This is a genomic window from Calidifontibacillus oryziterrae, from assembly GCF_000331575.1.
Lineage (GTDB): Bacteria > Bacillota > Bacilli > Bacillales > Bacillaceae_J > Calidifontibacillus_A > Calidifontibacillus_A oryziterrae.
Window position 1 is genome coordinate 1,294,932 of record NZ_KB223527.1, and the last position, 25,076, is coordinate 1,320,007.

The following is a 25,076-nucleotide window of genomic DNA, read 5'->3' on the forward strand; positions in this document are numbered from 1 at the left end:
GATTACTTCGGAAAAATTGAAGAATTTTTGAATTTTTTATGCTAGAATAAAACGTGATGAAAAATTGGTAAATCAAAAATTTATCTTGGGGTGAAGAGTGTGAAGGAAGATAGCAAAATTTATGATATCACGATCATCGGGGGTGGACCAATCGGTTTATTCACCGCATTCTATGGCGGAATGAGACAAGCCAGTGTGAAAATTATTGAAAGTCTAGGGCAACTAGGTGGTCAATTATCCGCCCTCTATCCTGAAAAATACATATATGACGTAGCTGGTTTTCCAAAGGTACGTGCTCAAGAGCTTATTGATCGCTTAAAAGAGCAAATGAGCAAATTCCAACCAACTATCACGCTTGAACAGGCGGTTGAAAATGTTGAAAAGCTTGAGGATGGTACTTTTAAACTTACAACAAATTCAGAGGTTCATTACTCAAAAACAATTATTATTACTGCAGGTAATGGTGCATTCCAACCGCGCCGTCTCGAACTGGAAGAGGCAGCACAGTATGAAGGTAAAAATCTCCATTATTTTGTGGAGGATATGAATAAATTTGCAGGTCAACGCGTAGTTGTACTTGGCGGCGGCGATTCAGCCGTTGACTGGACAATGATGCTTGAACCTATTGCTAAAGAAGTTACAATTGCACATCGTCGTGATAAATTCCGGGCACATGAGCATAGTGTAGAAAACCTAATGGCTTCTAAAGCAAAAGTATTAACACCTTATGTTCCCGCTCGCATAATAGGTGACGGCGACAAGATTACGCAAATTGTCTTATCAGAAGTTAAAACAGGTGAAGAAGTAACAATTGATATTGATGCATTGATTGTAAACTATGGGTTTGTTTCATCTTTAGGACCTATTAAGGAATGGGGATTAAACATCGACAAAAATTCAATTGTTGTTAATTCTAAAATGGAAACAAACATTCCAGGAATTTTTGCTGCAGGTGATATTGCAACATATGACGGTAAAGTTAAGCTTATTGCTGCAGGCTTTGGTGAAGCGCCTGTTGCCGTTAACTGTGCAAAATTGGTTGCAGATCCAGATTCCAAGGCGCAGCATTTACATTCATCAAGTATGTTTCAATAATACATTGTATAATATCACAAAACATTATATTTTATAAAAAGTGAGAGCTAAGGCTGATTTAGGCCTTAGCTCTTGTATTATCTTGTATTATATTTTCTAGAATAATATATTCAAAATTTGCCCTGCCATCATTTGCTGCATCTTTTGGGTTGCAAAATATGTTTGCTGAAATAGGTTTGCACGATTTAATTCAATCGTTGTTTTTGCTACATCCGCATCACGAATTCTGGATTCAGCAGCTTGCATATTTAAATGCTTATTTTCACTATTTGCAACCGAATGGTCTAGGCGATTAGTTGTTGCCCCAATAGATGATCTAGATTTAGAAATTTGCTCAATTGCCCCATCTATAATATTCAACGCAGCTTGAGGATTTTCTTTGAGATTAATATCATTTAAGCTAAGGCCCGAATTTGCATCTCCAAGCTGGCTAGCCAAGGCACTTGATATACTTGTGCTTAAGGTTTCTCCGTTTGCATTTGTTGTGGTTTTCATATTTTGAAAACTTCCATCTAAAATAGGCTTCGTGTTGAATTGTGTGTGCCTACCAATTGAATCAATTGTATCACGTAGTTGGGAGAATTCTTGTTGAATGATCGAGCGGTCAGCATCCGTTAATAACCCATTATTAGCTTGAATAGAGAGTTCTCTCATTCTTTGTAGTACTGAATGCGTTGAATTTAATGCCCCATCAGCAGTTTGTAATAACGATTGACTATCCCGCATATTTCGTGAAGCTATGTTTTCACCTTTTATTTGCGTTTGCATCTTTTCTGAGATTGCTAATCCTGCGGCATCATCCGCAGCTGAGTTAATTCTTTGTGCTGTCGAAAATCGTATCATCGCCAGCTGTTGGTCGCGACTTGCTACTTGAACATTCACCATAACCACCTCCCTTTTCTATTATCTATTATAACGGAAAAATAAGGAAATGGACAATCGTATTTATATGACTATTGAATTATTTTTTAGCACTCTTCTGGAGTTCCTTCATTGGTTGCCGTGCGGAACGACGAGCCACAGCCACACGTTGCAATTGCATTCGGATTATCAATCGTAAATCCGCCGCCCATCATGTTTTGTTTAAAGTCAATTTTTACACCATTAAGGATAGGAGCATCACTTTTATTGACTAATACTTTTAACCCATGTTGTTCAAACTCTATATCATCATCAGATTTTTCCTGTTCAAAGCCCATTCCATACGATAAACCACTACAACCGCCGCCTTTTACAGCTACACGCAAAAACAAGTTTGCTGATTCCTCTTCCTTCATCATTTCATTAATTTGTGAGACTGCAGTTTCAGTAATAATAATCATGATTCAACCTCCCTCTATTATGCTACTATTATTAGTATACTAAATTGCCGTTACCAAACACAAAAAATACTGCCTATTTTAAGGTATAATCATTAAAGTTATTGTTCATAATAAAGATATCCCCCCGTTTCTCTTGATAGAAACAAAAACCCTAAGTGATGAATGCTTGCTTAGGGTTCTTTGTTATTATAGGCGAAAGACCTATATTTGTTTGTAATCTCTTACATCCTCCCTAAAATAATGGTACATTAGATGTGTAACTACTTTTGGGGGATGATTTATTTATGTCAGATAACCAACTCGCGCCATTATATGATAAACACGAAACATGCGCTCTATGCAAATCCACTTTTACTTCAAAAAAAATCCGTTCAAGGTTTATAAAATTAGATCATACAGATACTGACCTTTGTCCATATTATAAAGATGAAGAAATTAGTCCACTTCTATATTTTGTTAAAGTGTGCCCGAAATGCGGTTATTCCTATTCAGATCACTTTGGTACATATTTCCCTGAAGGCACCAGGGACGCGATTGAAAATTTAGTATCGGCGAAATGGGTCCCGCATAATTACGGTGAAGAGAGAACTGTTCAACAGGCTATTCAAACTTATAAGCTGGCGTTATATTGCGCAACATTAAAAAAGGAAAAAGCTATTGTGCTTGCTAGCTTGTTAATTCGTTTAGCTTGGCTATATCGTAAAGCCGAAAACATCAAAGAAGAACGACGTTTTCTAGAACTCGCAGTCGAGAAGTTTAATGAATCATACTTAGAAGCATATTATAGCAATACCGACATGACGGAAATTCGTGTTATGTATTTATTAGGAGAACTAAATCGTCGCCTCGGAAACTATGATAAAGCAGTTGCTCACTTTTCCAAGGTCGTTGATCAACAAAATAGTACGCTGGAAAAAAAGGTCGTTGATATGGCTCGTGAGCAATGGTATACAACAAGGGATTTAATGAAAAAAGAACAAGAAGAAGAAGCACCAAATGTAGAAAGCTAGCAAAGGTGCCAGGGTAGTATCCATGGTGGTGTCCATAGAAGTATCCATAGAGGTTCTTGGCACCACCAGAAAATGGAAATTAGAACATGGGATTATCGTCCAAATATTGATAAATGTTTTTTACGAGCTCAGCTGGAGAGTCCGCACCGACAAACTCGCCATTTACTAATGCAAACAAAGACTCCGCACATTTCCCACAATAGCTAAGGCAACCATATTCAATAATATCTAAGTTGGGATCCTTCTCCAATTGTTCCCTTGCTTCCTGCGCTCCACTTGCTAAATTACTGACACAAAATTCGATTAATGGTTTTATCACGTATATGACCTCTTTCCATAAAACTTGAGACGTAGCAACGTTATATCTATTTATAGTCTATCATTAATGATATCGTCTATCCTTCTCTGAATTTATGGCTTGTAGCCTAGTTTAATTTAATGCAGGTTTAAGCCTTATTTTTGTTCAAAAATTAACTACATAATCAGAAGTGTTTGAATAGATTTTTTATGCTTTTACAATTATAATAGGGAGTGAAAGAAAGGAGAAGATATGATGAGTGAAAATACAATCTTTCAACAAGTTGAAGAAGTCATTGATAAGCTTCGCCCATTCCTACAACGTGATGGCGGCGATGTTGAATTAGTTGATGTCGAAGACGGTATTGTTAAATTACGTTTGATGGGTGCTTGTGGAAGCTGCCCAAGCTCTACTATCACTTTAAAAGCAGGGATCGAACGTGCTCTACTTGAAGAAGTTCCTGGCGTAGTTGAGGTAGAACAAGTATTTTAATACACCATATAAGAATAAATATAGCCCTCTAGGAAACTTGAATGTTCCCAGTGAGGGCTATTTTTTATACTTTATAGATTTAACCTTGTTGAAGGAGTATAACAAAAGCCATCGTAATTTGCCGCCGTGGGCAGATTACATGTTTTCTATTATTATTGTTTTACGAATGAATCTCTATTCACAACTACTCCTGTTTGATCAACCTTAAGGAGCTCGATACGGGCTTCTGGATAAGCATGTTGTAAATGAACCTGAATTGATTTACCTTTACCGCTTGGAGCAAAACATATAATCGTTGGTCCTGCACCACTTAAGGCAACTCCATAAGCACCTAAATCATCGGCTAAGGAATTAATCATTGCAAGCTCAGGGACAAGCTCGCCACGATACGGCTGATGAAACAAATCCTTCGCCATCATCTTCCCAGCTAACTCCCAATTTGAGGTTAATAACGCTGCGACAAGAACATTGCTAATTCCACTTGCTAAAACTGCTTTTTTATATGCCATACTCTCTGGGAGTACACTTCTTGCTTTTTCCGTCTTCAATTCATATGCAGGTATATAAACTACCATATCAATGTCAGGGAACCCACCATGTACCATATCTGTTCCATCACCTCGGTGGCTACCAATTATTAGCCCCCCATACAAGGACGCTGCGACATTATCTAGGTGACCTTCAAAAATACTTGCTCTTCTTAATTTCTCCTCATTGGATAATTGAAGATTTAGCAATTGGTTTGCTAGTTCGATTCCTGCTACAATCGCCGCGGCACTACTGCCCAGCCCTCTTGAGAGCGGAATGTCACTTGTCACCTCAACCCTGCAGGCTGGCAATGTGAGCTTGTAATCATTAGCTACAGACTCTGCAACCTTATATATTAGATTTTCTTCATCCTCGGGTACCCCGTTAAGATCACTTGACATCGGTATAAAGCGCCAAGTATCATTTTCCATTACATCTAAAATTAAATAACGATTTACAGCCATTCCTACTGAATCAAAGCCAGGCCCTAAATTGGCTGTACTTCCCGGAGTTGTAATTCTAAAAGGAATAAGCTGCTTCATTGCGTCACAACTCCTTGAATTTGATCAAAACACCACATTATAGTGTACCCTCTCCTTCAACTCTATAGCTGCTTTTCACTTTATATACAACGTCTAGCTTCATGAGCGTATCCATAATATCATTATAAGCTTTTTGACTAGCCTTGTGGGTTACAATAACGATCTCTGCCAGCTCCCTTTTCTTTAATGGCAGCTGTAAAATCTTCTCAAAACTCACATTATAATTTGAAAATAAAGTAGTAATTTCAGAAAGTGCACCGGCTTGATCCTTTACATGAATCCTCATAAAGTATTTTGATAAAATCTCATCAGCAGATTTTAAGCTTTTCGGATATTGAGGCATGATCGCATTACTTCCATTTACACCTAATCCCATATTTTTCATTACAGCAACTAAGTCAGATACAACTGCAGTTGCCGTCGGCAATTTTCCAGCACCAGGACCATAAAACATCGTTTCGCCGACAGCTTCACCATAAACATAGACTGCATTAAATACGTCGTTTACGGACGCTAACGGATGTACATTTGGAAGTAGGGTTGGTTGCACACTGACCTCGACCTTATCGTGATCCTTACTTGCTATACCAATTAATTTAATTGTATAGCCAAGCCGTTTGCTATATTCTAAATCTTCTTCAGTAATCCCTGAAATACCAGTCACTTTTACATCGTCCAAGTCAATCGGCATTGAAAAACCTAATGTAGCAAGTATCGTCATTTTTCGGGCAGCGTCAAGTCCTTCGACATCTGCAGTAGGATCAGCTTCTGCATATCCTAAGCTTTGGGCTTCAGCGAGAACCTCTTCATATGCACGGCCCTCCTGAGTCATTTTCGTAAGAATGTAATTTGTTGTACCATTCACGATCCCCATGATTTTTTTTATCCGATCTGAAGCAAGACCTTCGGTCAAACTGCGAATAATTGGTATACCTCCCGCTACACTCGCTTCATAAAATAAATCGCAACCATTTTCCGCCGCTACTTTAACAAGCTCAGCGCCATAAACTGCCATTAAGTCTTTATTGGCAGTCACGACATGCTTTTTGTTACGTAGTGCTTTTAATACGTGATTGTAAGTCTCTTCTATACCGCCCATGACTTCAATGACAACATCAATTTCTGGATTTTCAATTACTTCATATGGGTCTGTTGTTAGTTTTACAGGATCAATTTCAATATCACGTTGTTTATTTAAATTTTTTACGGCAATCTTCGTAATTTCAACCGGACAGCCAACCTGATGAATTAATTTATCCTGATGACGTTCCACAATTTGAACGACACCGCTCCCTACAGTTCCTAGCCCCAACAATCCGACAGAAATTGATTTAACCATTAGACTTCTCATCCCTTCTCTTTGTCTACATCCGAAATCCACCTGTTTTTACTTTACGGACATTATAGATGGATTTTCTTTTCAATACAAGGCTTTTTTTAAAGCCTTAGTTTGTTCATTTATTATGATTCAGCTATTTTTGCGAAAAACAATAACTGAGCTGTCCAAGAAGTCACAATGAATGATTTGTTGATCAGCCGCCATAAATTTTCATTCTATTTTTTATATTAACACAACTATGCTAGATTTTAACCCTATAAAGCCAATCTAATTTAGGAAGCTGTAGTTTTTTTACAGGCAGTTCAATCGTTTTATAAAAATCTCTTAAAAAACTTTCTTGATCTTCTGCATGATTAATGAATTCATAAAATTGTGTTGCACACCTCTCTTTAATTGAATCCGTTTCTGCACTATAGTACTTTTCAATCAGTTCAAAATATGGAAGCGGAAATAATAAGCGACCATAGATCTGTCTAATATTGATAAAAGTAAGAGGTGTTACTTTTTCATAATCCTTCAAGAACTTACTAATTTCTTGCTCCTGTGATCGTTGTTGCATGCTCAAGTATCGTATCCCCTCTGCAACATCACGTGTAGGGTGATCAAATACAAATTCAATTGGCAACAAGTAAGAATCCTGATTTAGCTGTGGAGTATACTTAACGTAACATATTGTCCCAAATTGTGATTCTTTACGATGATCGTCCCATTCACAATCAGCAATATACTGAATTGCATTTTCTGTTAACCCTAAATAATAAGGAAATGTTTCAAAAAATATTTTTTCAAAGCGATTTTTTGGCCGGTTTTGAATTTGTTTTCCCCACCAACTTTCCAATTGATCAAGCCTTTGTCCCCATAATTGTCGCCATTGGCCTACCCTCGATAAAGTCTTAGGTGGATAAGGTATAAATCTTCCTTTTTGATGAAACGTTGCTAATGCTTCCCCCTCTGATGTATACACCTTATTTCTTTTGTTACGGTGGATATTTGACCTAGTATTATGGACTTGAGCGATTTTAAAAAGGACAACCTGCTCACCATTTACTGTTGCTATTAACTCTTCAGTAGTTGTTGGAACAAATTCGGCAATGCGTTCTGTTTTTTGGAACCTTAAATAATCGCTCATTTGTTTTATTTCCAATAATTCAGCTTCACTAACATGTGGAATTGGAACAATTATATACAAATCTCCATTCTCCTCAAATGCTTGAAATCCTTTATAGTTAATGAAATACGGTCGATGGAACCGATATTGCTCATACAAGTCTCGTTCAATCATCAGTTCTTCCTCCTCTTTTGGCACTTACCTTCAATCATATATATGACTAAAACAGCTATATTTTGAGTATGAATCTAGAATTACGGTAAATATTAAGGGAATATTATATTTGTCACATAAAAATATTGTTTACGTATAATTATGTTAAGAAAAGGTGAGAAAAACAGATGAAGGATGGAAAAACAATGGATGCAATTGAAAAAAGAGCTAGAGAATTACTAAGTGAACGTGGTGTAACCCTTCATGACATAGCAGATTTAGTTTACTATCTCCAAAAAAATTATCATAAAAATTTAAAGATAGAGGATTGTTATGAAAATGTCGATCGCGTCTTATCGAAACGCGAAGTTCAAAACGCTGTTATTACGGGGATTGAGTTAGATAAATTGGCGGAGAAGAAACAAATTGAAGAACCTCTCTTATCAACGCTCCTAAATGATGAAGGCTTGTACGGCGTCGATGAGATAGTTGCCTTATCGATCGTTAACGTCTATGGCTCTATCGGATTTACAAACTACGGCTATATCGATAAACAAAAACCCGGAATATTAAGCAAAATTAATGAAAAACACCCCGGTGTTTGTAATACATTTCTTGATGACATCGTTGGCGCAATTGCTGCAGCAGCCTCTAGCAGGCTTGCACACCGCGCTGCAAATGCCGAATAAATGTATCAAGGGGTCAGGTTGGTGTCCATAGAGGGTGCCATAGTGGTGTCCATAGAGGTTCCTGCCCCCTCCAGAAAGTGGAATTATAGTTTCATCGTCCACTCCTCTAAAGTGTCGGCTGCGTATGTTGGTTGAACTTTATATTCGTTTAGCTTTTCTTTTGATGTAACACCTGTATGGACGAGAAGTGTATCAATACCGGCATTTATACCTGCTAAAATGTCTGTATCGTAGTTATCGCCAATTAATAGTGTATCAGCTTTGTTTAATCCTAATGTCTGCAGTGCTTGTTCAATTATGATTGGTTCTGGTTTACCAATAAATAATGGTTGGACTCCAGTAGATATTGCTAATACTGATGTCAATGAGCCATTCCCAGGAAGTAATCCGCGCTCGGTTGGAATGGCCACATCTGCATTTGTTGATATAAACTTTGCACCATTTCGAATTCCTAAGCATCCGTTGGCCAATTTTTCATATGTTATTTGGCGATCAATACCGATCACAACATAATCAGGATCTTGATTTACTAATTCAAAACCTTTTTGTGCCAGTGCTTGTCGAAGCCCTTCTTCCCCAATAAAACAAACCTTCGCATTTTGTTTTTCTGCCGCTATGTAATTTGCTGTTGCCATACTTGTCGTAAAAACTTGCGTAGATGTAGCTGGTATATTAAATGAGGACAGTTTATCTGCAACCTGTTCAGGTGTTCTTGAAGAATTGTTTGTTACAAAAAGATATGGTACTCCATTTTCATATAATCTATTAACAAATCGCACGGCTTCCGCAATACTTTCCTTTCCACGATACATGGTGCCATCTAAATCAATTAAATACGCCTTATATTGCTTCATATTATAGTTTCACTCCTATCCTTCTCCTTTGACGTTTTCCCCCAATTTCATCCCTACACCTATATAGTATAAACAAAAAAGGGCCTAGCTTCCCTTGAAATAAAAAAGAGAACACTAGACACTATAGAAACAACATCAATTCCTTTTTTTTATATGGTAGTGGCAGCAATTATCACCGGAACCTAGGCACTCGTGTCGCTCAACTGTTGCCGTCTCTAGTACCTCCCGAAATAATTCTAGCTCACAGCTACACGCTTTTTCAAATCGATCGGCAACCTGAGCAATCGGACAATTAAATTCTTTAAACTCATAGCTCCCGTCTTTTTCTTTTTCTACACTAACCATATAACCATTTTCATTTTGAATTCTTACTAATTCTTCAATTTTTTCCTCGAAATTTTTATTTTCCATGCGTTGAAGTAGCTTATCCTTTATGCGTTCCTTACGTCTTTCAAATAGCTGATCAACAACTTCTTTTCCACCGATATCTTCGATATCATCCATAAAATCTAAAAATACATTTTTATAATTACGTGGAAATAACTCTTCTCCATCACTTGTGAGCTGATAAATATTTAACGGCCTTCCCATTGCTTGGCGGACAAGAATCGTTTCTACATAACGGTCCTTCTCAAGCGTATTTAAATGACGCCTTACAGCCATCTCTGTTATATGTAACTGATTAGCCATTTCAGTTACAGTCATCCGTTTCTGATATTTTAACATTTTCAAGATTTCATCGCGTGTTGAAGCGGTCTTAGTTTGCATATACTCACCTTCCACCTTAAGAATCGCTTATATTTCAGATTTACTAAACTATAATGTATAAAATATTCCGTAAATATAACTATGATGGTATAAATGCAGATATTGGACCCAATTCATTATCTAAATATTGTCTAACCTTTTTCGGAAAGCGTTCTAATATCGGCAATTGCATAGTCATACCGTCAATTATTGCAGTATGGTCAATATATAAGTAATTTTGAACAAGCGATTTGCGATAAGAAATTATCGCCTTTAACGGGCCCTCATCTTCAGAAGAAATTACTTTTTCATCAAGTAAAATATCAATTATATCCTCATAACTCCCAGGATCCCTCATAATAAAGCCATCGATCATTGCATTTCCCACATCTAATATGGACTCAATGATAATGTACACGATCCGCTCTAATGCAAGCTTTTCAATATTTGTTCCCCAGTTAAGCTGTCCTTTAAAAATAGCCGTATCTTCTTCTATTAGTGTCAGCATTTCTTCAATTCTTTGGCGATCTACAAAGTACACAGAATATACACCTCTCTTGTTGCCCTTTCACAGGTTAGAATCGGGTTCTTTTTTATATTTTAGCATAGGACCGTAAAGAAACGATACTTTTTTGCATAAAAACCGACATTATTCTACATCACCACCGAAAAAGTACAATTATGAAAGGCGTATGGTTGTACATGAAATGATAAATAGATTATTGTAAAATATACAGAACGATATTTTTTGAATAAGTCTTGGCACAACCAAGTAAAAAGGAAGGAGCGATTTTTATTTCTGATTTTTTTTATTTGTACGATGAAACAGTCGAAGCAAAAACAAGATTTGTTAGCTTCATGGGCTCTAAGCAAAGGTTTGATTTAGCAATACTACAAACCGATCGATATTACGGGAAAATAATCGTCCTAGATACTCAGAGTCATCGCTTTGCCATCATTGGCTCTGACGATTTGAATGAGCCCGGTTATCTTGAACATATATATAACCTAGATGAGGAAGATGCTGAAGACCTTCGGACGTTTCTTCAAAAAATAACACCTGTATAAAATTATAAACCTCATACAAGTTGTTAGCCTAAAAAAAGATTCAAGTAAAACATAAGGATCGCGCTCATTTCGCAACAATAGCGGTAATTCATACCCCTAAGTCTTGTTCATTTGAGCTCGATCCCTTTCGTTTTTAATAAAATTCATACCGTACATTCAATTACTGGAATTCCTGACATTAAGTAACAATTATTACTTGTTACTTAATTTTTTTCAAAACAAAATAGGCACAGCCAAAATTACAATATTCAAACAAATACTCTGATAAAACGCTTATTTTCGTCTCAGGAGTAGCTTTTTGATTTACATCCTCAAAGAATCCTTTTAGGCGAAGCTGGCTATAACCCCAATCCCCCACTATATAATCGTATTTATTTAAAATATCACTATAACGCTCTTTAAAAGCTTCTTCATTAAAGCCATTTCGATAATCCTCAACAAGCTCATATGTATGACCATTTATATACATGTTCTCACCTCAACCTTATTTTACCACACTACGCCTCTTTTTTTGATATATCATTATGAGTAGCGGACCGGACCTGTTCATCAGCATGATAGGACGAGCGCACAAGCGGTCCTGATTCGCAATGTGTAAAGCCTTTCTGCAAAGCAATTTCCTTCAGATGATGAAATTCTTCAGGATGATAATATTTTTCAACTGACAAGTGTTTTTTTGACGGTTGTAAATATTGGCCGATTGTTAAAATATCGACATGATTTTCTCTTAAATCATCCATTGCTTCTATGACCTCATCCACCGATTCCCCTAAACCGATCATAATACTTGATTTTGTCGGTATCATTGGTTGAAGCTGTTTAGCATTATAAAGAAATTTCAAGGATCTATCATATTTGGCTTTCGAACGAACTCTGTCAGATAGCCGGCGCACCGTTTCTATATTATGATTTAAAATATCAGGCTTTGCTTCCATCAATATGCGTAAGTTCTCAATATTTCCTCCCAAATCTGATGGCAGCACTTCAATCGATGTTAACGGAGAAGCTTTTCGAACCTCTTTAATAGTTTCAGCAAAAATTGACGCACCACCGTCATTTAAATCATCTCTTGCTACAGCCGTAATGACAACATGCTTTAAGTTCATTGCAAGTACAGATTCCGCAACTCGCTTCGGTTCCTCATAATCTGTTTTTGTAGGAACCCCTGTCTTAACAGCACAAAACCGACAAGCTCTTGTACAAATATCGCCCAAAATCATAAAAGTAGCTGTTCTTCTTGACGCCCAACATTCATGAATATTTGGGCACCTTGCTTCTTCACATACTGTATGTAAACCCTTATGACGCATTAGCTTTTTTAAATTTGTATAGTTTTCATTTGTGTTTAACTTAATTTTTAACCAATCTGGTTTTCTTTTAAATTGTTCTTCATTCATCATTAAGTCACACCCCAACTATATTGTAATACTTGTCAATTTAACATAAATAAATAGTCATTTCTAGTTTTCCCTCATTGTCCTGCAACAAAAATTTTCCACCCATTAATTTTAGTTTTCTTCGCAAACTAAAATTATGATTTAAATTTTTGAAAGGAGAATAAACGTTGTGAAACGATCGATTATATTTATGCTCCTAATATCCTTTTTACTATCAATAATCCCAATACTCCCACAATCTATTCCTAAAGCAAATATAGATAAGATCGCTATTTATTCCGAAAGGATGGCCTTATATAAAAAAGTAGAAGCCTTAACGCATATTCCATGGTTTTATTTAGCTGCAATAGATCAGTATGAACGAAATATCCGCCATGCGCGCCGTGATCTCCCAAATGAAGAAGGTTTAATTGGTATTTATTTTTCACCTCGTCAATGGGTTGGTCCTCTCAATCCTAACCTAGATGATAAAAACGCAAACTCTATCAAAATCTTTGGTGGAATTGGCCTAGATGGTAATGGGGATCAGAAAGCAGATCGGAACAATGATGAGGATATTTTGTTTACATTTGCAAATTACATTTCAACTTACGGGTTTGATAAAAATCATATAAAAATTGCATTATGGGATTATTACCAGCGTGATAAAACGGTGGGTATCATTATGAATATTGCTTCACTATATGAGAAATACGGTCTAAATATAGAAAAAAATTCCTTCCCCATTCCGTTAAGACGAAATTATTCATATAAAAATACTTGGGGTGACCGAAGAGGCTGGGGTGGCGTTCGCATTCATGAAGGTACTGATATTTTCGCCAGCTATGGTACTCCAGTCCGCTCAACTACATTCGGAGTAATTGAATTGAAAGGCTGGAATAAGTATGGTGGCTGGAGAATCGGAATTCGAGATATTAATAATGTATACCACTATTATGCACACCTTTCTGGCTTTGAAGGGAAATTAAAACCCGGACAAATCGTCGAAGCTGGACAAGTAATCGGTTATGTAGGTAGCTCCGGATACGGACCACCTGGTACATCCGGAAAATTCCCGCCACATCTTCATTACGGAATGTATAAAGATAATGGTATTTCAGAGTGGTCATTTGATCCATATCCGTCGTTGCGATTATGGGAGCGTAAAGAAAGAAAAATGAAAAAGTAAAAGAGGGCCTGGCACCTTTCTTGTACAGCTTGGTTACTATTGCTGTTAGCGAAAGCGCCAGACCCTCAATATTTTTACTATGATAATCTTTTTGCCTTTGATTTTTTAACTGCATGAGTAATACTCGCTGCCAAGCCACCCCAAAGAATAACCATACCTAATAACATCATAAAAATTGCACTGCCAGCCATTATTTAGATACCCCCTTATTGTATCCTTCTAATTTTGCAACATCCCACTTCTTGATTGTAAAAACAAAACCTAGAATAATGACTACCGCTGCAACACCCCAGCCAAATTTTAACAGAAATTCAATTGGATAGTCTCCATACGGAACTGTGATATCCTTCATTACTGACTTGAACATCATAAAACCTAATACAACTGGTGTCACAAATCTTAAGCAAATATTCCACCAACTTCCAAGTCGAATATCTGATAATTCATTTGCATGATTTTTAAGATCTTTTAGATTTTTAACAAACCACGCAATCGCCACTACCTCTACTAAACCAGCTAACGCGACTCCGTAGTTATTAATAAACGCGTCGACTACATCAAGGAACATTAAGCCACCTTGTGTTGCATATAGAAGTGAAATAACCGCTGATAGTCCACCACCGATAATAACCGCAGTTGTCCTCTTTACTTTAAACTTTTCTTGAATACCAGCAACATAAGTCTCAATAATTGACATAAGTGAGGTTAAGCCAGCTAATACAAGTGATGCGAAAAATAACAAACCAAATAACCCATTTAATGCTGGGAGCTCGTTAATAATCGATGGGAAAACAACAAACGCTAGTCCAACACCACCAGCTACAACCTCATCAACACCTACTCCTTGCTGCGTTGCCATAAAACCTAGGATACTAAATACACCAATCCCTGCCAATAATTCAAAGCTTGAATTCGCAAAACCAGTAATAAATGCATTATTTGTAATATCACCTTTTTTAGGCAAATAGCTTGCATAAGTAATCATAATTGCAAAACCAATGGATAAGCTGAAAAATATTTGCCCATAAGCTGCAACCCAAACGCTGCCGTCCATAATTTTATCCCAATTTGGTTGGAAAAACGCATTTAATCCGGTTGCTGCTCCAGGTAATGTAATGGCACGAATAACAATGATTGTGAATAAAAAGAGAAGTAATGGAATAAAAATTCTATTCGCTGCCTCGATACCTTTTTTAACTCCTTTTACAAGAATGACCAAAACAACAACCCACACAAGTACTAACGGCAAAAATACATTCGGAACTATACTACCCATTTGACCTGGGTCAACGGACATTTTTAAATAATCTCCAAACAAAAAGCTCTCTGTATCTGTGCCCCAGCTTTGTTTAAATGCAAAAATACTGTATGACATTGCCCATGCGATAATAACTGCATAATACGTTGAAATAACAAAAGATACCCCTAACTGCCACCAACCAATCCATTCAGCCTTTTTATTTAATCTCGCAAACGTCAATGGAGCTGATCCGCGAAATTTATGACCTAACGTAAATTCTAGTATTAATAAAGGAATACCAGCAGTTAATAAAGCAAATAAATATGGTATAAAAAATGCTCCACCACCATTTTCATAGGCTACTGCTGGAAATCTCCAAATATTCCCTAAACCAACCGCGGAACCTATTGCCGCCAAAATAAACCCTGCTCGTGTACCCCATTGTTGTCGATCTTCCATTTTTAAAAAACCTCCTCATCAATTGCTACTCGTTAAATTCCAAAACTACTTTTTCAAGAAAAGGAATTTAATTATTAACTTTTTTCAGATAATTTTAAAAGTTATTTTTAGTATATCTATATAGCATTATAATGTCAAAACATTCTTGCAATTTTATCTGAAGAAAACTATAGCAACATAGGTTAGTTTTACTAATTGCACCACTTGATAAATACGGAATTTTTGTTTATATTTTACTGTAATCATAATTAAAAAAGGCGAAGGACGTATGACCCTTCACCTTTTCTAATTACGACGCAATCCTCGTTCGTTTTAATAGTAGTATAATAATCATTACAACTATTGCAATAGTGGAGATCATCCCTGTTACCCAGCTATTTGTTATACCAGTTATTATATAACCAATACATGCAGCTAGTGCTGAAGTGAGTGCGTACGGTAATTGTGTAAGAACATGATCGATATGATGGCTACCCGCTCCTGTAGATGACAGTATAGTTGTATCAGAAATTGGTGAGCAATGATCACCAAACACTGAACCAGCTAGAACGGCTGCTAATGTGGGTAACAATAGAGTAATGTCCGTAGCCGCAACAATATCTCCAGCTATCGGTAGCATGATACCAAATGTCCCCCAGCTTGTCCCTGTTGCAAACGCCATCAGTCCAGAAATAACAAATAATATTGCTGGTAAATACGATATATTCATATTTGAATTCTCTACAATCCCCGCTAAATACTTCCCTGTTTCTAAAGAGCCGATTATATCAATAATGACCCAAGCAAATAACAATATATAAACTGCAGGGAGCATTGATTTAATTCCTTCCCAAACACCTTTTGGCAAAACAGCTGCCCTCATATTGTGTCTTAAGTACATGAATATCGTTACAATAACACCAATAATACCACCATAAAAAAGTGATGTAGCAACATCCGTATTCTCAAAAATAGCTAAAATTGTAACGGTCCCTTCTGTTGCCTTTGCCCCTGTTAAAAACATCGAACCAACCGTTCCAATAACAAGCACCACAATAGGGATCACTAAATCAGCAATTTTGCCTTTATTACTAACCGGTAAATCCCCTTTTAATTCTCCTGGTATGTCCTTCCGTTCGGGATCAACAACCTCTCCTGTTTTTAATGCACGAGCTTCGTGAACTTTCATCGCTCCAATATTGATATTAAAAATACTGACAGCGAATATTAGAATAAATGCTGCAATAACATATAAATTCATAGGAATCATTTGAACAAAAGCCGAAAACGCACTCACATCGGCAACTTGATGAGTGACTAACAAGGAGCCTATTAAAGCAATTATATATGCGCCCCAGCTCGAAATGGGCGATATCACACAAACCGGCGCAGAGGTTGAATCTATTAAATAAGCTAGTTTTGCTCTTGAAATTTTATGACGATCAGTTAGCGGGCGACTTATTTGCCCCACTGCTAGAGCATTGAAATAATCATCAATAAAAATTATAATACCTAAAAACACCGTAACTACATGTGCTCCCATTCTTGTTTTCACACGTTTCATTGCCCATTCTCCAAAAGCACGGCTGCCACCTGTTATCGAGATAAAGGCTGTCATAATACCTAAAAGCAATAAGAATAAAATAATGTATATATTCCACGTATTCGCTTCAAATGCACTTGTTTCCTCGTTTACACTAGCAAAAATTTCGATAGCGCTTTTCATAATCGTATCAAGTGTTCCTATTACCGAAAAATCATTTAGCAACAAGGCCCCTGTTAAAATTCCAACACCGAGTGACAATAAGGTTTTTCTTGTTAAGATAACCATCACAATTGCCACTAGTGGTGGTAATAATGAAAATACTGTCCCTTCCATCGCTTAGCCTCCTCAATTTGGTTATTAAATCCCTACTATAATATTGAAATACCATTAAAAAATAAAAAAGAGCTAACGATAGAAAATAACCTATCATTACCTCTGTAATGTCATGTTATCCTCCATCCCGATCAGTAGCTCTCCGCCGTGAACTTAAATTGATGTTTACAGCGACAATATTACTCTTATTTAAAGTAATACCAGTAGAAAATGATCCGACATCAAATTCTACTTCGGCACGCAACCCTTTCGCTAGCAATCATCGTTGTCATCCTCATACTAGTTACTAATGTTACATGCACCTCTACCCCATCGCAATGATAAGGTCGATGTATTTAGTTTTATTGATATTCCAATATAGTATACAAGAATACTAACCATTCCGCAACGAGAATTTTTATAGAACAATGGAACATATCTTTATTTTTATTATGGTAATGGCGCTTCAATGGAAGCCTCTCCACCTTCACCGGTATTATAGAAATAAGGTACCTCTGAATGAATTCCACGGATATCTAAAGGTATTTGCGTTGATACCTTAACAGTTGAAGACTCAAACGGAATGGTAACGCGAACATTAACCTCGACTAAGATGAAAAGCTCTAGTAACATATTATTAATGCCCCACTCGGTTAGATTTTTTACAACATCAGTATTCACATCACCCACAACGGATAATCGTACCGGGACGACTGGACCAAGGTTAGCTAATAGAACATTTTGTGTAGCTTGACCTAAAGGTATTTCGACAATAACACCTTTTTGCTTCGATTTTGATGGCACTTGACCCTCATCAGGTGACAACGCCGGTGGCGGAACTATGCCCTCTTCAATATCATGCAAATAGGTTTGAACAGTATTTGTCACTTCCTTTAGGAAACTCCTCATTACCGCCGTATTCCAGCCAATCGTAGATACTCTACCATCTTCAGATTTTTCTATTATCACTAACTCTTCAATATTTTCGTCCTCTAAAAGTTTATTATAAACGGCTTCATTGATGGCCATCGTAGCAATTTGGTGTGTCTTACTTTCGGCTATGCTCATTAAAGTAGGCTGTATTCCTTTATTAATGATCCACAAGCCTTGAAAAGTGAATAGAAAAAAAATTATGAATGTAATTATAAAAACATATCGAAAAGGCAAAGGTCCTTTTCGGGGTAAGCGCCTCTTTATTCTCGCCAATGGAAATCCCCCCTCTAAACAAGTGTATGTTTGAAAAGGGGGGACTATTTCATTTTTTAGACATTAAAGAAGTATCAGTCTCAACGATAACTACTGCTAATTCATCCTTTAAATCCAGCTCATACGTTGCTTCGATAATTTTTCCATCATGATCAAAAATCCTTATTACCGGGCGATCACTTAAGCCGGGATTTTGGCGAATAACAACACCCCTTCGACCATCACTTAAGCGAACGGTTAACCCTACAGGATAAGCAGCAATTGCACGTCTAAATGCTTCTACCATATGGATCTCAAATTTAGTGCCCGCCCCCGCATACAATATTTCAAGACCTTCTTGCGGAAGCATCGCCTTTCGATATACACGATTGGATGTAACAGCATCGTATACATCCGCAATCGCTAATATTCGACTATAATAATGAATATCTGCACCGGCTAAACCACGCGGATATCCACTCCCATCCAATCTTTCATGGTGCTGATAAGCACAATGGGCTGCTGTTAACGGAATGTTAGGAACGTGGCGCAACAAACTAAAACCATCTTCGGCATGCTTTTTTATGACATCAAATTCATCATTTGTTAGCTTTCCCGGCTTGGATAAGATTTCTGAAGGTACGACCCGCTTTCCAACATCATGAAGCATCGCTCCCATCCCAAGTTCTTCTAATTGCCTATAGGACAAATTAAGCTCCATTCCTAAAGCAAGGGAATAAATCGTAACATTTAAAGAATGTGTAAAAATATAATTGTCATATGCGCAAACATCAGCTAATAAAGAAATTACATCTTTGTGACTTTTCACTTGTGACAAAATATCCCTTACAACAATCGAAAACTTCTTAGCAAGCCTATCAAAAACAAAGGTTTTCGCTAACCGTCGCTCATCCTTGACAATATCAAAGGTTTCCTGTATCGTTTCGATCGCTTCTCTACGAGAGCGCTCAGAAATTGGCTCATGTATCTCTATATCATCAGTTTGTGGATCCTCGATGTATACATAGGTAATTCCTAGGTCTATTAAACGATCAATCATTCGTTTAGTTAGTGGTACACCCTCACTTATAAGAACCTGCCATTTTTCATTAAAAATTGACTTCCCTAATGTCATGTTTTCTTGTAGATAATTCGTTGATATTAATCTCATATATTTCCTTCCCCAAGTTGAAGCTATTCATGAGTGTTTGCTTGTTATTAACCTGATGCCAGTTTCAATAACTCACGTCTATATATTTTCTATTTAGTATAATTGATATTATACTAAAATTGTCTACACATTTCGAAATTTATCGAATCTTGTAGAAAAATGGGTTTGTTTGTATAATTAACTTACAAAATATTTACCATTATTACTATTCTAGTAGCATTTACTTAGGGGGAATTTAAAATCCTGTTGACGAATAACATATCAAACAGAACCAACAGGAAATAATTTGTATATTTTTGTCACATTTTCTCAAATATTGTAAGAGTTCTTTCAAAACCATATCACTAAAGCATTTTTAGCATAGCTTCCTTCCCAATCATGCCAGCTGTAATTCCGTGTTTTTCGGCCTCGATAGTAACTGACTCTAACGGCGCTTCTAACAGCTGTTCAATTGTTCGCACCCCAACAGCACGACCAGCAATAATCCCTCTATCCTTCAACTTTTCATTTAACAACCCAATATCTAAAGCCCCACACATTATATAGCCATTATCACAAGCTACTGCCAATAAATTGGTTTTCGGTAATGCCACGGTAATCGCAGTAAATTGTTGATCATTTATTTTAATCGGCTCCATTTTAATCATGCTTCTCTAGCACTCTCCTTTCCACTATACTTTATGTCCAACTCAAAAAAACGTGTGGGTGTTTGTCCGTTTTCCATTTTTTGCCGGGGTCAGGAACCTCTATGGCTACCTCTATGGACACCGCCCTAGCACCTAAACAACAAAAAACTCGAGACCGGTATTCCAGCCTCGAGTTTTGAGTAGCATATTATATTTGTTAACCAATAGAACCTTCCATCTCGAATTTGATTAAGCGGTTCATTTCAACTGCGTATTCCATTGGAAGCTCGCGCGTAAATGGTTCAATAAAGCCCATTACGATCATTTCAGTTGCTTCTTGTTCAGAGATTCCTCTACTCATCAAGTAGAATAATTGCTCTTCAGATACTTTCGAAACCTTCGCTTCGTGCTCAAGCGAAATATTTTCGTTTAAAATTTCATTATACGGAATAGTATCTGATTTTGATTTATTGTCCATTATTAGCGTATCACATTCGACATTAGAACGAGAACCGTCTGCCTTACGTCCAAAGTAAACAACCCCACGATATGTTACATTTCCACCTTGCTTTGAAATTGATTTTGAGACAATCGTTGATGATGTATTTGGCGCTAAATGAATCATTTTCGCACCTGCATCTTGGTGCTGTCCTTTTCCAGCAATTGCAATCGATAATGTTAATCCTCGGGCACCCTCACCCTTCAAAATGCAAGCAGGATATTTCATCGTGAGCTTTGAACCAATATTGCCGTCAATCCATTCCATAATCCCGTTTTCATCAACCGTAGTACGCTTCGTAACGAGATTAAAGACGTTGTTCGCCCAGTTTTGAATCGTCGTATAACGACAGCTAGCGTTTTTCTTAACAATAATCTCAACAACAGCACTATGAAGTGAATGTGTTGTATAGACAGGTGCAGTACAACCTTCAACATAATGAACGGAAGCATCATCATCAACGATAATTAATGTCCGCTCAAATTGTCCCATATTTTCAGAGTTAATACGGAAGTATGCTTGAAGTGGAGTTTCACATTTCACACCCTTTGGAACATAAATGAATGATCCGCCTGACCAAACAGCTGAATTAAGAGCCGCGAACTTATTGTCTGCAGGTGGAACAACTGTTCCGAAGTACTCTTTGAAAATATCTTCGTTTTCGCGCAACGCAGAATCTGTATCCTTAAAGACAATTCCTAATTCCTCAAGGTCTTTTCTCATATTATGATAGACTACCTCAGATTCGTATTGGGCAGACACCCCTGCTAAATACTTTTGCTCTGCTTCAGGGATTCCTAACTTATCAAACGTATTTTTGATTTCTTCAGGTACTTCATCCCATGACCTTTCCGACTTCTCAGAAGGTTTTACATAATACGTAATTTCATCAAAATTTAATTCTGATAAATCGCCACCCCATTGTGGCATTGGAATTTTATAAAATAAGTCTAATGATTTTAAACGAAAATCAAGCATCCATTGCGGCTCGTTTTTCATCTTTGAGATTTCTTCAACAATCTCTTTCGTAAGACCACGTTTTGATCTAAAAATAGATACGTCCTTATCCTTAAAGCCGTATTTATAATCACCGATATCCGGCATTTTTTTTGCCATCGTTAAGGTCCCTCCTTATGCTAGTTGATACAACAATTTAGTACCCCCAAAAATAACAAATTTGAAGCAAGCAGTACTAGAAAACAAGCTTTCGAGTAACAAAGTGTACATTTGGAAGGGTATATGAGTAACTCAGAAAAAGCGCAGTTGACAACGTAATGCAGCTTATCATTCGTTACCGAGACCTTTTTCCATCGCTTTCCAAGCCAACGTTGCACATTTGATCCGTGCTGGGAACTTCGCCACGCCCGATAGCGCTTCAATATCTCCTAAATCAAGGTCATCGTTATCCTCAAACTCTTTTCCTTGCATCATTTCGGAAAAAATCTTCGATAGCTTCAAAGCTTTTTCAATTTCTAAGCCCTTTATCGCTTGTGTCATCATCGAAGCTGAAGACATGCTGATGGAACAGCCCTCTCCGTCATATTTCACATCTTTCACAATCCCGTCTTCAACTTTAAATTGCAATTGAATTCGGTCGCCACAGGTTGGATTATTCATGTTAATTGTTACATCTCCATCTTCCATCTCCCCGCGGTTACGTGGATTTTTGTAGTGATCCATAATAACCTGGCGATAAAGTGTATCCAAATTTATATTTCTATTAATAGAGGACATTTCCAAAATACTCCTTTGTTTTGGTTAACCCTTTCACAAAAATGTCAACCTCTTCTTCAGTATTATATAAGTAGAAGCTTGCCCGAGCTGTTGCTGAAACCTTCAACCACTTCATTAACGGTTGGGCGCAGTGATGACCTGCCCGTACCGCAATCCCTTCAGCATCAAGTACGGTTGCTACGTCGTGCGGATGGACATCATCAAGATTGAAGGTTACAAGACCAGCACGATGCTTCGGTCCATAAACTGTCACACCTTCAACTTTACCCAACTGTTCAAGCGCATACTGTGCAAGCTTATGTTCATGGTCCGCAATATTATCTAAACCGATTCCTTCTAAAAAGTCGATTGCTGCTCCTAAGCCAATCGCACCAGCGATTATTGGTGTGCCACCTTCAAATTTCCAAGGCAGCTCCTTCCATGTAGAATCATATAAGTCTACAAAATCAATCATTTCTCCGCCAAATTCAATAGGCTCCATTTTTTCTAGCAATGCTTTCTTTCCATAAAGAACGCCAATCCCTGTTGGTGCACACATTTTGTGGCCAGAAAACGCATAAAAGTCACAGTCTAAATCTTGAACGTCCACCTTCATGTGAGGCGTACTTTGGGCACCGTCAACAACCATTACCGCACCATTTTTATGTGCAATCGCTGCAATTTCTTTAATTGGATTGATTGTGCCAAGAACATTCGAAACATACATCACAGATACTATTTTCGTATTGGCTGTTATTGTGTTCTCAACATCATCCAAAGAAATCGTGCCATCCTCTTGCAGTTGAATATATTTCAATGTCGCCCCAGTTGTTTTCGCAACCTGCTGCCATGGAATAATATTGCTATGGTGCTCCATTGGTGTTATCACGATTTCATCGCCTTTTCCCAAATTCGCACGTCCATAGCTAGCAGCGACTGTATTAATAGCTGTTGTTGTACCGCGAACAAAAATAACCTCCGCTGAAGATTTAGCATTAATAAACTTACGAACCTTCTCCCGAGCTCCTTCATAACCATCTGTTGCTAATGTTCCAAGCGTATGTACGCCACGATGAACATTAGAATTATATTCACGATAATAACGATCTACAGCCTCAATCACTTGGATTGGCTTTTGAGATGTCGCGCCATTATCTAAATACACTAGCGGATTATTATTAACTTGTTGGTGGAGTATGGGAAATTGCTTGCGAATTTCTTGAATATTCATTAGCGTACTTTCCTTTCAATGACTTCAATTAATTGACTCTTCACACTATCAATTGCTAGTTCATTGACAACAGGTGATAGGAAACCATGAATGATTAAACGTTCAGCTTCCTTGCGAGGGATTCCACGACTCATCAAATAATAAAGCTGTACAGGATCAACACGGCCTACTGAGGCAGCATGACCTGCCATAACATCATCTTCGTCAATTAATAAAATCGGATTCGCATCACCGCGCGCTTTTTCACTTAACATTAATACTCGTGATGTTTGTTCAGCATTTGACTTAGATGCACCATGTTCAATCTTGCCAATACCATTAAAAATCGTAGCAGCTTCATCCTTTACAACACCATGATTTAAAATAAAGCCTTCTGAATGCTTGCCAAAATGAATAATTTTCGTTGTGAAATTTTGTCTTTGTTCACCGCGACCAACAACTACTGTTTTGGAATCAGCAAAAGAACCGTCACCTTTTAAATTTGTTGTGTTATCAGAAATTGTATTACCATCATTCATTTGACCTAAAGCCCATTCAAGACGTCCATCCCGTCCGACAACACCTCGACGGTTGACATATGTTGTCATTCCTTTAGCAAAATGGTCAACAGCACCGTAATGTATCGTAGCATTCTCTCCTACAATAACTTCTGCAACGATATTAGCGATATTTTCTTTCTCACTGCTAGATAAGTAATTTTCTATATATGTTAAAGAACTGTTATCTTCTGCTATCAAAATTACATGGTTAAACAATGCAAATTCACTATCCTGCCAATTAATTACTTGAATTGGCTCTTCTACTTTAACGTTCTTTGGTACATAAATAAATGTCCCACCGTTTATAAGCGCAGCGTGTAAAGCTGTTAATTTGTGTTCATCCAGTTTTACTGCTTTTGTCATAAAATATTTTTGCAAAAGCTCGCTGTGTCTTTTTACTGCTGTTTGCATATCGGTTATAATAACACCTTTGTTTGCAACCTCTTCAGAAATCACAGCATAGGCTAAGGAACCGTTACGTTGGATCAGTAAAGTTTTAATTTTTGAATCAACTAACGCTTTTACTTCTGCTGGTAACTCATCAACAGAGTTAATCATTTCATCCTTATGTCCATGTTTAAATTTAGTAAAGTTCCAATTATCTATTTTCGTTTTATCAGGCCGTGGTAATGGCAGCACTTGAATCTTCTCCAAAGCATGAAGCCTCATAGAAAGTAACCATTCAGGTTCCCCACGTTCCTTTGAAAAATTACTTACATACGCAGCATCGTATGGAAGCTTTATATCTACTGTCATCAATTGTCCT

27 protein-coding genes and 1 riboswitch are annotated in these 25,076 nt (G+C 37.3%); of the genes, 6 read left to right on the forward strand and 21 right to left on the reverse strand.

Features of this window, described 5'->3' with window-relative positions:
• Positions 1 to 99 precede the first annotated feature (99 nt).
• Positions 100 to 1,095, forward strand: a complete 996-nt coding sequence (locus D612_RS0114950; RefSeq protein WP_017756296.1) for an NAD(P)/FAD-dependent oxidoreductase — start codon at positions 100 to 102, stop codon at positions 1,093 to 1,095.
• A 96-nt stretch (positions 1,096 to 1,191) separates the two neighbouring features.
• On the opposite strand, the gene D612_RS0114955 is transcribed toward D612_RS0114950, so the two are convergent.
• A complete protein-coding gene (locus D612_RS0114955) occupies positions 1,192 to 1,980 on the reverse strand; it encodes a flagellin N-terminal helical domain-containing protein (RefSeq protein WP_017756297.1) in 789 nt (262 codons plus the stop codon).
• 83 nt (positions 1,981 to 2,063) lie between these two features.
• Entirely contained in the window at positions 2,064 to 2,417 is a 354-nt protein-coding gene (locus tag D612_RS0114960; RefSeq protein ID WP_017756298.1) for a HesB/IscA family protein, read from the reverse strand.
• A gap of 284 nt (positions 2,418 to 2,701) precedes the next feature.
• Between D612_RS0114960 and D612_RS0114965 the strand changes: the two genes are divergently transcribed.
• Positions 2,702 to 3,427: a DUF2225 domain-containing protein gene (locus D612_RS0114965; RefSeq protein ID WP_017756299.1), complete on the forward strand. Its 726-nt coding sequence runs from the start codon at positions 2,702 to 2,704 to the stop codon at positions 3,425 to 3,427.
• 79 nt (positions 3,428 to 3,506) lie between these two features.
• Here D612_RS0114965 and D612_RS0114970 read toward each other — a convergent pair whose 3' ends face one another.
• A complete protein-coding gene (locus D612_RS0114970) occupies positions 3,507 to 3,746 on the reverse strand; it encodes a YuzB family protein (RefSeq protein ID WP_017756300.1) in 240 nt (79 codons plus the stop codon).
• Between the two features lie 231 nt (positions 3,747 to 3,977).
• On the opposite strand from D612_RS0114970, the gene D612_RS0114975 reads away from it, so the two are divergent.
• Entirely contained in the window at positions 3,978 to 4,217 is a 240-nt protein-coding gene (locus tag D612_RS0114975) for a NifU family protein (protein WP_233275002.1), read from the forward strand.
• A 152-nt stretch (positions 4,218 to 4,369) separates the two neighbouring features.
• Here D612_RS0114975 and thrB read toward each other — a convergent pair whose 3' ends face one another.
• The 3 genes from thrB to yutH form a co-directional block, all read right to left on the reverse strand.
• Entirely contained in the window at positions 4,370 to 5,287 is a 918-nt protein-coding gene (thrB, locus tag D612_RS0114980) for a homoserine kinase (RefSeq protein ID WP_017756302.1), read from the reverse strand.
• A 37-nt stretch (positions 5,288 to 5,324) separates the two neighbouring features.
• On the reverse strand, positions 5,325 to 6,626 hold the full coding sequence (locus tag D612_RS0114985) for a homoserine dehydrogenase (RefSeq protein WP_017756303.1): 1,302 nt from the start codon (positions 6,624 to 6,626) through the stop codon (positions 5,325 to 5,327).
• A 241-nt stretch (positions 6,627 to 6,867) separates the two neighbouring features.
• Complete coding sequence (gene yutH, locus D612_RS0114990; RefSeq protein WP_017756304.1) at positions 6,868 to 7,908, reverse strand: spore coat putative kinase YutH; 1,041 nt, start codon at positions 7,906 to 7,908, stop codon at positions 6,868 to 6,870.
• 167 nt (positions 7,909 to 8,075) lie between these two features.
• On the opposite strand from yutH, the gene D612_RS0114995 reads away from it, so the two are divergent.
• Positions 8,076 to 8,576 carry a phosphatidylglycerophosphatase A family protein gene (locus tag D612_RS0114995; RefSeq protein ID WP_017756305.1) on the forward strand — a complete coding sequence of 167 codons (501 nt, stop codon included), beginning with the start codon at positions 8,076 to 8,078 and terminating at the stop codon, positions 8,574 to 8,576.
• Between the two features lie 83 nt (positions 8,577 to 8,659).
• On the opposite strand, the gene D612_RS0115000 is transcribed toward D612_RS0114995, so the two are convergent.
• From D612_RS0115000 to D612_RS0115010, 3 genes are all read right to left on the reverse strand, one after another.
• A complete protein-coding gene (locus tag D612_RS0115000) occupies positions 8,660 to 9,430 on the reverse strand; it encodes a TIGR01457 family HAD-type hydrolase (protein ID WP_017756306.1) in 771 nt (256 codons plus the stop codon).
• A gap of 135 nt (positions 9,431 to 9,565) precedes the next feature.
• On the reverse strand, positions 9,566 to 10,198 hold the full coding sequence (locus D612_RS0115005) for a helix-turn-helix transcriptional regulator (RefSeq protein ID WP_017756307.1): 633 nt from the start codon (positions 10,196 to 10,198) through the stop codon (positions 9,566 to 9,568).
• Positions 10,199 to 10,277: 79 nt separating this feature from the next.
• On the reverse strand, positions 10,278 to 10,718 hold the full coding sequence (locus D612_RS0115010) for a DUF86 domain-containing protein (RefSeq protein ID WP_017756308.1): 441 nt from the start codon (positions 10,716 to 10,718) through the stop codon (positions 10,278 to 10,280).
• A 254-nt stretch (positions 10,719 to 10,972) separates the two neighbouring features.
• Here D612_RS0115010 and D612_RS0115015 point away from each other — a divergent pair, with 254 nt between their 5' ends.
• Positions 10,973 to 11,245 carry a DUF3055 domain-containing protein gene (locus D612_RS0115015; protein ID WP_026092534.1) on the forward strand — a complete coding sequence of 91 codons (273 nt, stop codon included), beginning with the start codon at positions 10,973 to 10,975 and terminating at the stop codon, positions 11,243 to 11,245.
• A gap of 199 nt (positions 11,246 to 11,444) precedes the next feature.
• Here the strand turns inward: D612_RS0115015 and D612_RS0115020 are convergent, their stop codons facing one another.
• Positions 11,445 to 11,714: a YutD family protein gene (locus tag D612_RS0115020; RefSeq protein WP_017756310.1), complete on the reverse strand. Its 270-nt coding sequence runs from the start codon at positions 11,712 to 11,714 to the stop codon at positions 11,445 to 11,447.
• Between the two features lie 28 nt (positions 11,715 to 11,742).
• Positions 11,743 to 12,645, reverse strand: a complete 903-nt coding sequence (gene lipA, locus D612_RS0115025) for a lipoyl synthase (protein ID WP_017756311.1) — start codon at positions 12,643 to 12,645, stop codon at positions 11,743 to 11,745.
• A gap of 166 nt (positions 12,646 to 12,811) precedes the next feature.
• On the opposite strand from lipA, the gene D612_RS0115030 reads away from it, so the two are divergent.
• Entirely contained in the window at positions 12,812 to 13,810 is a 999-nt protein-coding gene (locus D612_RS0115030; protein ID WP_017756312.1) for a M23 family metallopeptidase, read from the forward strand.
• A gap of 77 nt (positions 13,811 to 13,887) precedes the next feature.
• Here the strand turns inward: D612_RS0115030 and D612_RS19120 are convergent, their stop codons facing one another.
• From D612_RS19120 to sufD, 10 genes are all read right to left on the reverse strand, one after another.
• On the reverse strand, positions 13,888 to 14,001 hold the full coding sequence (locus tag D612_RS19120; protein ID WP_017756313.1) for a methionine/alanine import family NSS transporter small subunit: 114 nt from the start codon (positions 13,999 to 14,001) through the stop codon (positions 13,888 to 13,890).
• Positions 14,001 to 15,509: a sodium-dependent transporter gene (locus D612_RS0115040; RefSeq protein WP_017756314.1), complete on the reverse strand. Its 1,509-nt coding sequence runs from the start codon at positions 15,507 to 15,509 to the stop codon at positions 14,001 to 14,003. The genes D612_RS19120 and D612_RS0115040 overlap by 1 nt, the downstream gene beginning before the upstream one ends.
• Before the next feature lie 289 nt (positions 15,510 to 15,798).
• Complete coding sequence (locus D612_RS0115045; protein ID WP_017756315.1) at positions 15,799 to 17,367, reverse strand: Na+/H+ antiporter NhaC family protein; 1,569 nt, start codon at positions 17,365 to 17,367, stop codon at positions 15,799 to 15,801.
• A 127-nt stretch (positions 17,368 to 17,494) separates the two neighbouring features.
• Positions 17,495 to 17,682, reverse strand: a riboswitch (Lysine riboswitch).
• 114 nt (positions 17,683 to 17,796) lie between these two features.
• Positions 17,797 to 18,552, reverse strand: coding sequence for a sporulation protein YunB (gene yunB / locus D612_RS0115055; protein WP_017756317.1), 756 nt, complete (start codon positions 18,550 to 18,552; stop codon positions 17,797 to 17,799).
• A gap of 49 nt (positions 18,553 to 18,601) precedes the next feature.
• On the reverse strand, positions 18,602 to 19,702 hold the full coding sequence (locus D612_RS0115060; protein ID WP_017756318.1) for an HD-GYP domain-containing protein: 1,101 nt from the start codon (positions 19,700 to 19,702) through the stop codon (positions 18,602 to 18,604).
• 344 nt (positions 19,703 to 20,046) lie between these two features.
• A complete protein-coding gene (locus tag D612_RS0115065; RefSeq protein WP_017756319.1) occupies positions 20,047 to 20,349 on the reverse strand; it encodes a YunC family protein in 303 nt (100 codons plus the stop codon).
• Between the two features lie 196 nt (positions 20,350 to 20,545).
• Positions 20,546 to 21,943: a Fe-S cluster assembly protein SufB gene (gene sufB, locus D612_RS0115070; protein ID WP_017756320.1), complete on the reverse strand. Its 1,398-nt coding sequence runs from the start codon at positions 21,941 to 21,943 to the stop codon at positions 20,546 to 20,548.
• A gap of 168 nt (positions 21,944 to 22,111) precedes the next feature.
• Entirely contained in the window at positions 22,112 to 22,561 is a 450-nt protein-coding gene (sufU, locus tag D612_RS0115075) for a Fe-S cluster assembly sulfur transfer protein SufU (protein ID WP_017756321.1), read from the reverse strand.
• Positions 22,548 to 23,771, reverse strand: a complete 1,224-nt coding sequence (locus D612_RS0115080) for a cysteine desulfurase (RefSeq protein ID WP_017756322.1) — start codon at positions 23,769 to 23,771, stop codon at positions 22,548 to 22,550. Before D612_RS0115080 ends, sufU begins: the two co-directional genes overlap by 14 nt.
• On the reverse strand, positions 23,771 to 25,066 hold the full coding sequence (gene sufD / locus D612_RS0115085) for a Fe-S cluster assembly protein SufD (protein ID WP_017756323.1): 1,296 nt from the start codon (positions 25,064 to 25,066) through the stop codon (positions 23,771 to 23,773). Before sufD ends, D612_RS0115080 begins: the two co-directional genes overlap by 1 nt.
• Positions 25,067 to 25,076 lie beyond the last annotated feature (10 nt).

Excerpts from the sequence above, each read along its gene's own strand:
- D612_RS0114955 (WP_017756297.1), bottom strand. The coding sequence starts at position 1,980 with ATGGTGAATGTTCAAGTAGCAAGTCGCGACCAACAGCTGGCGATGATA.
- D612_RS0114960 (WP_017756298.1), bottom strand. The coding sequence starts at position 2,417 with ATGATTATTATTACTGAAACTGCAGTCTCACAAATTAATGAAATGATG.
- D612_RS0114965 (WP_017756299.1), top strand. The coding sequence starts at position 2,702 with ATGTCAGATAACCAACTCGCGCCATTATATGATAAACACGAAACATGC.
- D612_RS0114975 (WP_233275002.1), top strand. The coding sequence starts at position 3,978 with ATGATGAGTGAAAATACAATCTTTCAACAAGTTGAAGAAGTCATTGAT.
- thrB (WP_017756302.1), bottom strand. The coding sequence starts at position 5,287 with ATGAAGCAGCTTATTCCTTTTAGAATTACAACTCCGGGAAGTACAGCC.
- D612_RS0114985 (WP_017756303.1), bottom strand. The coding sequence starts at position 6,626 with ATGGTTAAATCAATTTCTGTCGGATTGTTGGGGCTAGGAACTGTAGGG.
- yutH (WP_017756304.1), bottom strand. The coding sequence starts at position 7,908 with ATGATTGAACGAGACTTGTATGAGCAATATCGGTTCCATCGACCGTAT.
- D612_RS0114995 (WP_017756305.1), top strand. The coding sequence starts at position 8,076 with ATGAAGGATGGAAAAACAATGGATGCAATTGAAAAAAGAGCTAGAGAA.
- D612_RS0115000 (WP_017756306.1), bottom strand. The coding sequence starts at position 9,430 with ATGAAGCAATATAAGGCGTATTTAATTGATTTAGATGGCACCATGTAT.
- D612_RS0115005 (WP_017756307.1), bottom strand. The coding sequence starts at position 10,198 with ATGCAAACTAAGACCGCTTCAACACGCGATGAAATCTTGAAAATGTTA.
- D612_RS0115020 (WP_017756310.1), bottom strand. The coding sequence starts at position 11,714 with ATGTATATAAATGGTCATACATATGAGCTTGTTGAGGATTATCGAAAT.
- lipA (WP_017756311.1), bottom strand. The coding sequence starts at position 12,645 with ATGATGAATGAAGAACAATTTAAAAGAAAACCAGATTGGTTAAAAATT.
- D612_RS19120 (WP_017756313.1), bottom strand. The coding sequence starts at position 14,001 with ATGGCTGGCAGTGCAATTTTTATGATGTTATTAGGTATGGTTATTCTT.
- D612_RS0115040 (WP_017756314.1), bottom strand. The coding sequence starts at position 15,509 with ATGGAAGATCGACAACAATGGGGTACACGAGCAGGGTTTATTTTGGCG.
- D612_RS0115045 (WP_017756315.1), bottom strand. The coding sequence starts at position 17,367 with ATGGAAGGGACAGTATTTTCATTATTACCACCACTAGTGGCAATTGTG.
- D612_RS0115060 (WP_017756318.1), bottom strand. The coding sequence starts at position 19,702 with ATGAGATTAATATCAACGAATTATCTACAAGAAAACATGACATTAGGG.
- D612_RS0115065 (WP_017756319.1), bottom strand. The coding sequence starts at position 20,349 with ATGATTAAAATGGAGCCGATTAAAATAAATGATCAACAATTTACTGCG.
- sufB (WP_017756320.1), bottom strand. The coding sequence starts at position 21,943 with ATGGCAAAAAAAATGCCGGATATCGGTGATTATAAATACGGCTTTAAG.
- sufU (WP_017756321.1), bottom strand. The coding sequence starts at position 22,561 with ATGTCCTCTATTAATAGAAATATAAATTTGGATACACTTTATCGCCAG.
- D612_RS0115080 (WP_017756322.1), bottom strand. The coding sequence starts at position 23,771 with ATGAATATTCAAGAAATTCGCAAGCAATTTCCCATACTCCACCAACAA.
- sufD (WP_017756323.1), bottom strand. The coding sequence starts at position 25,066 with ATGACAGTAGATATAAAGCTTCCATACGATGCTGCGTATGTAAGTAAT.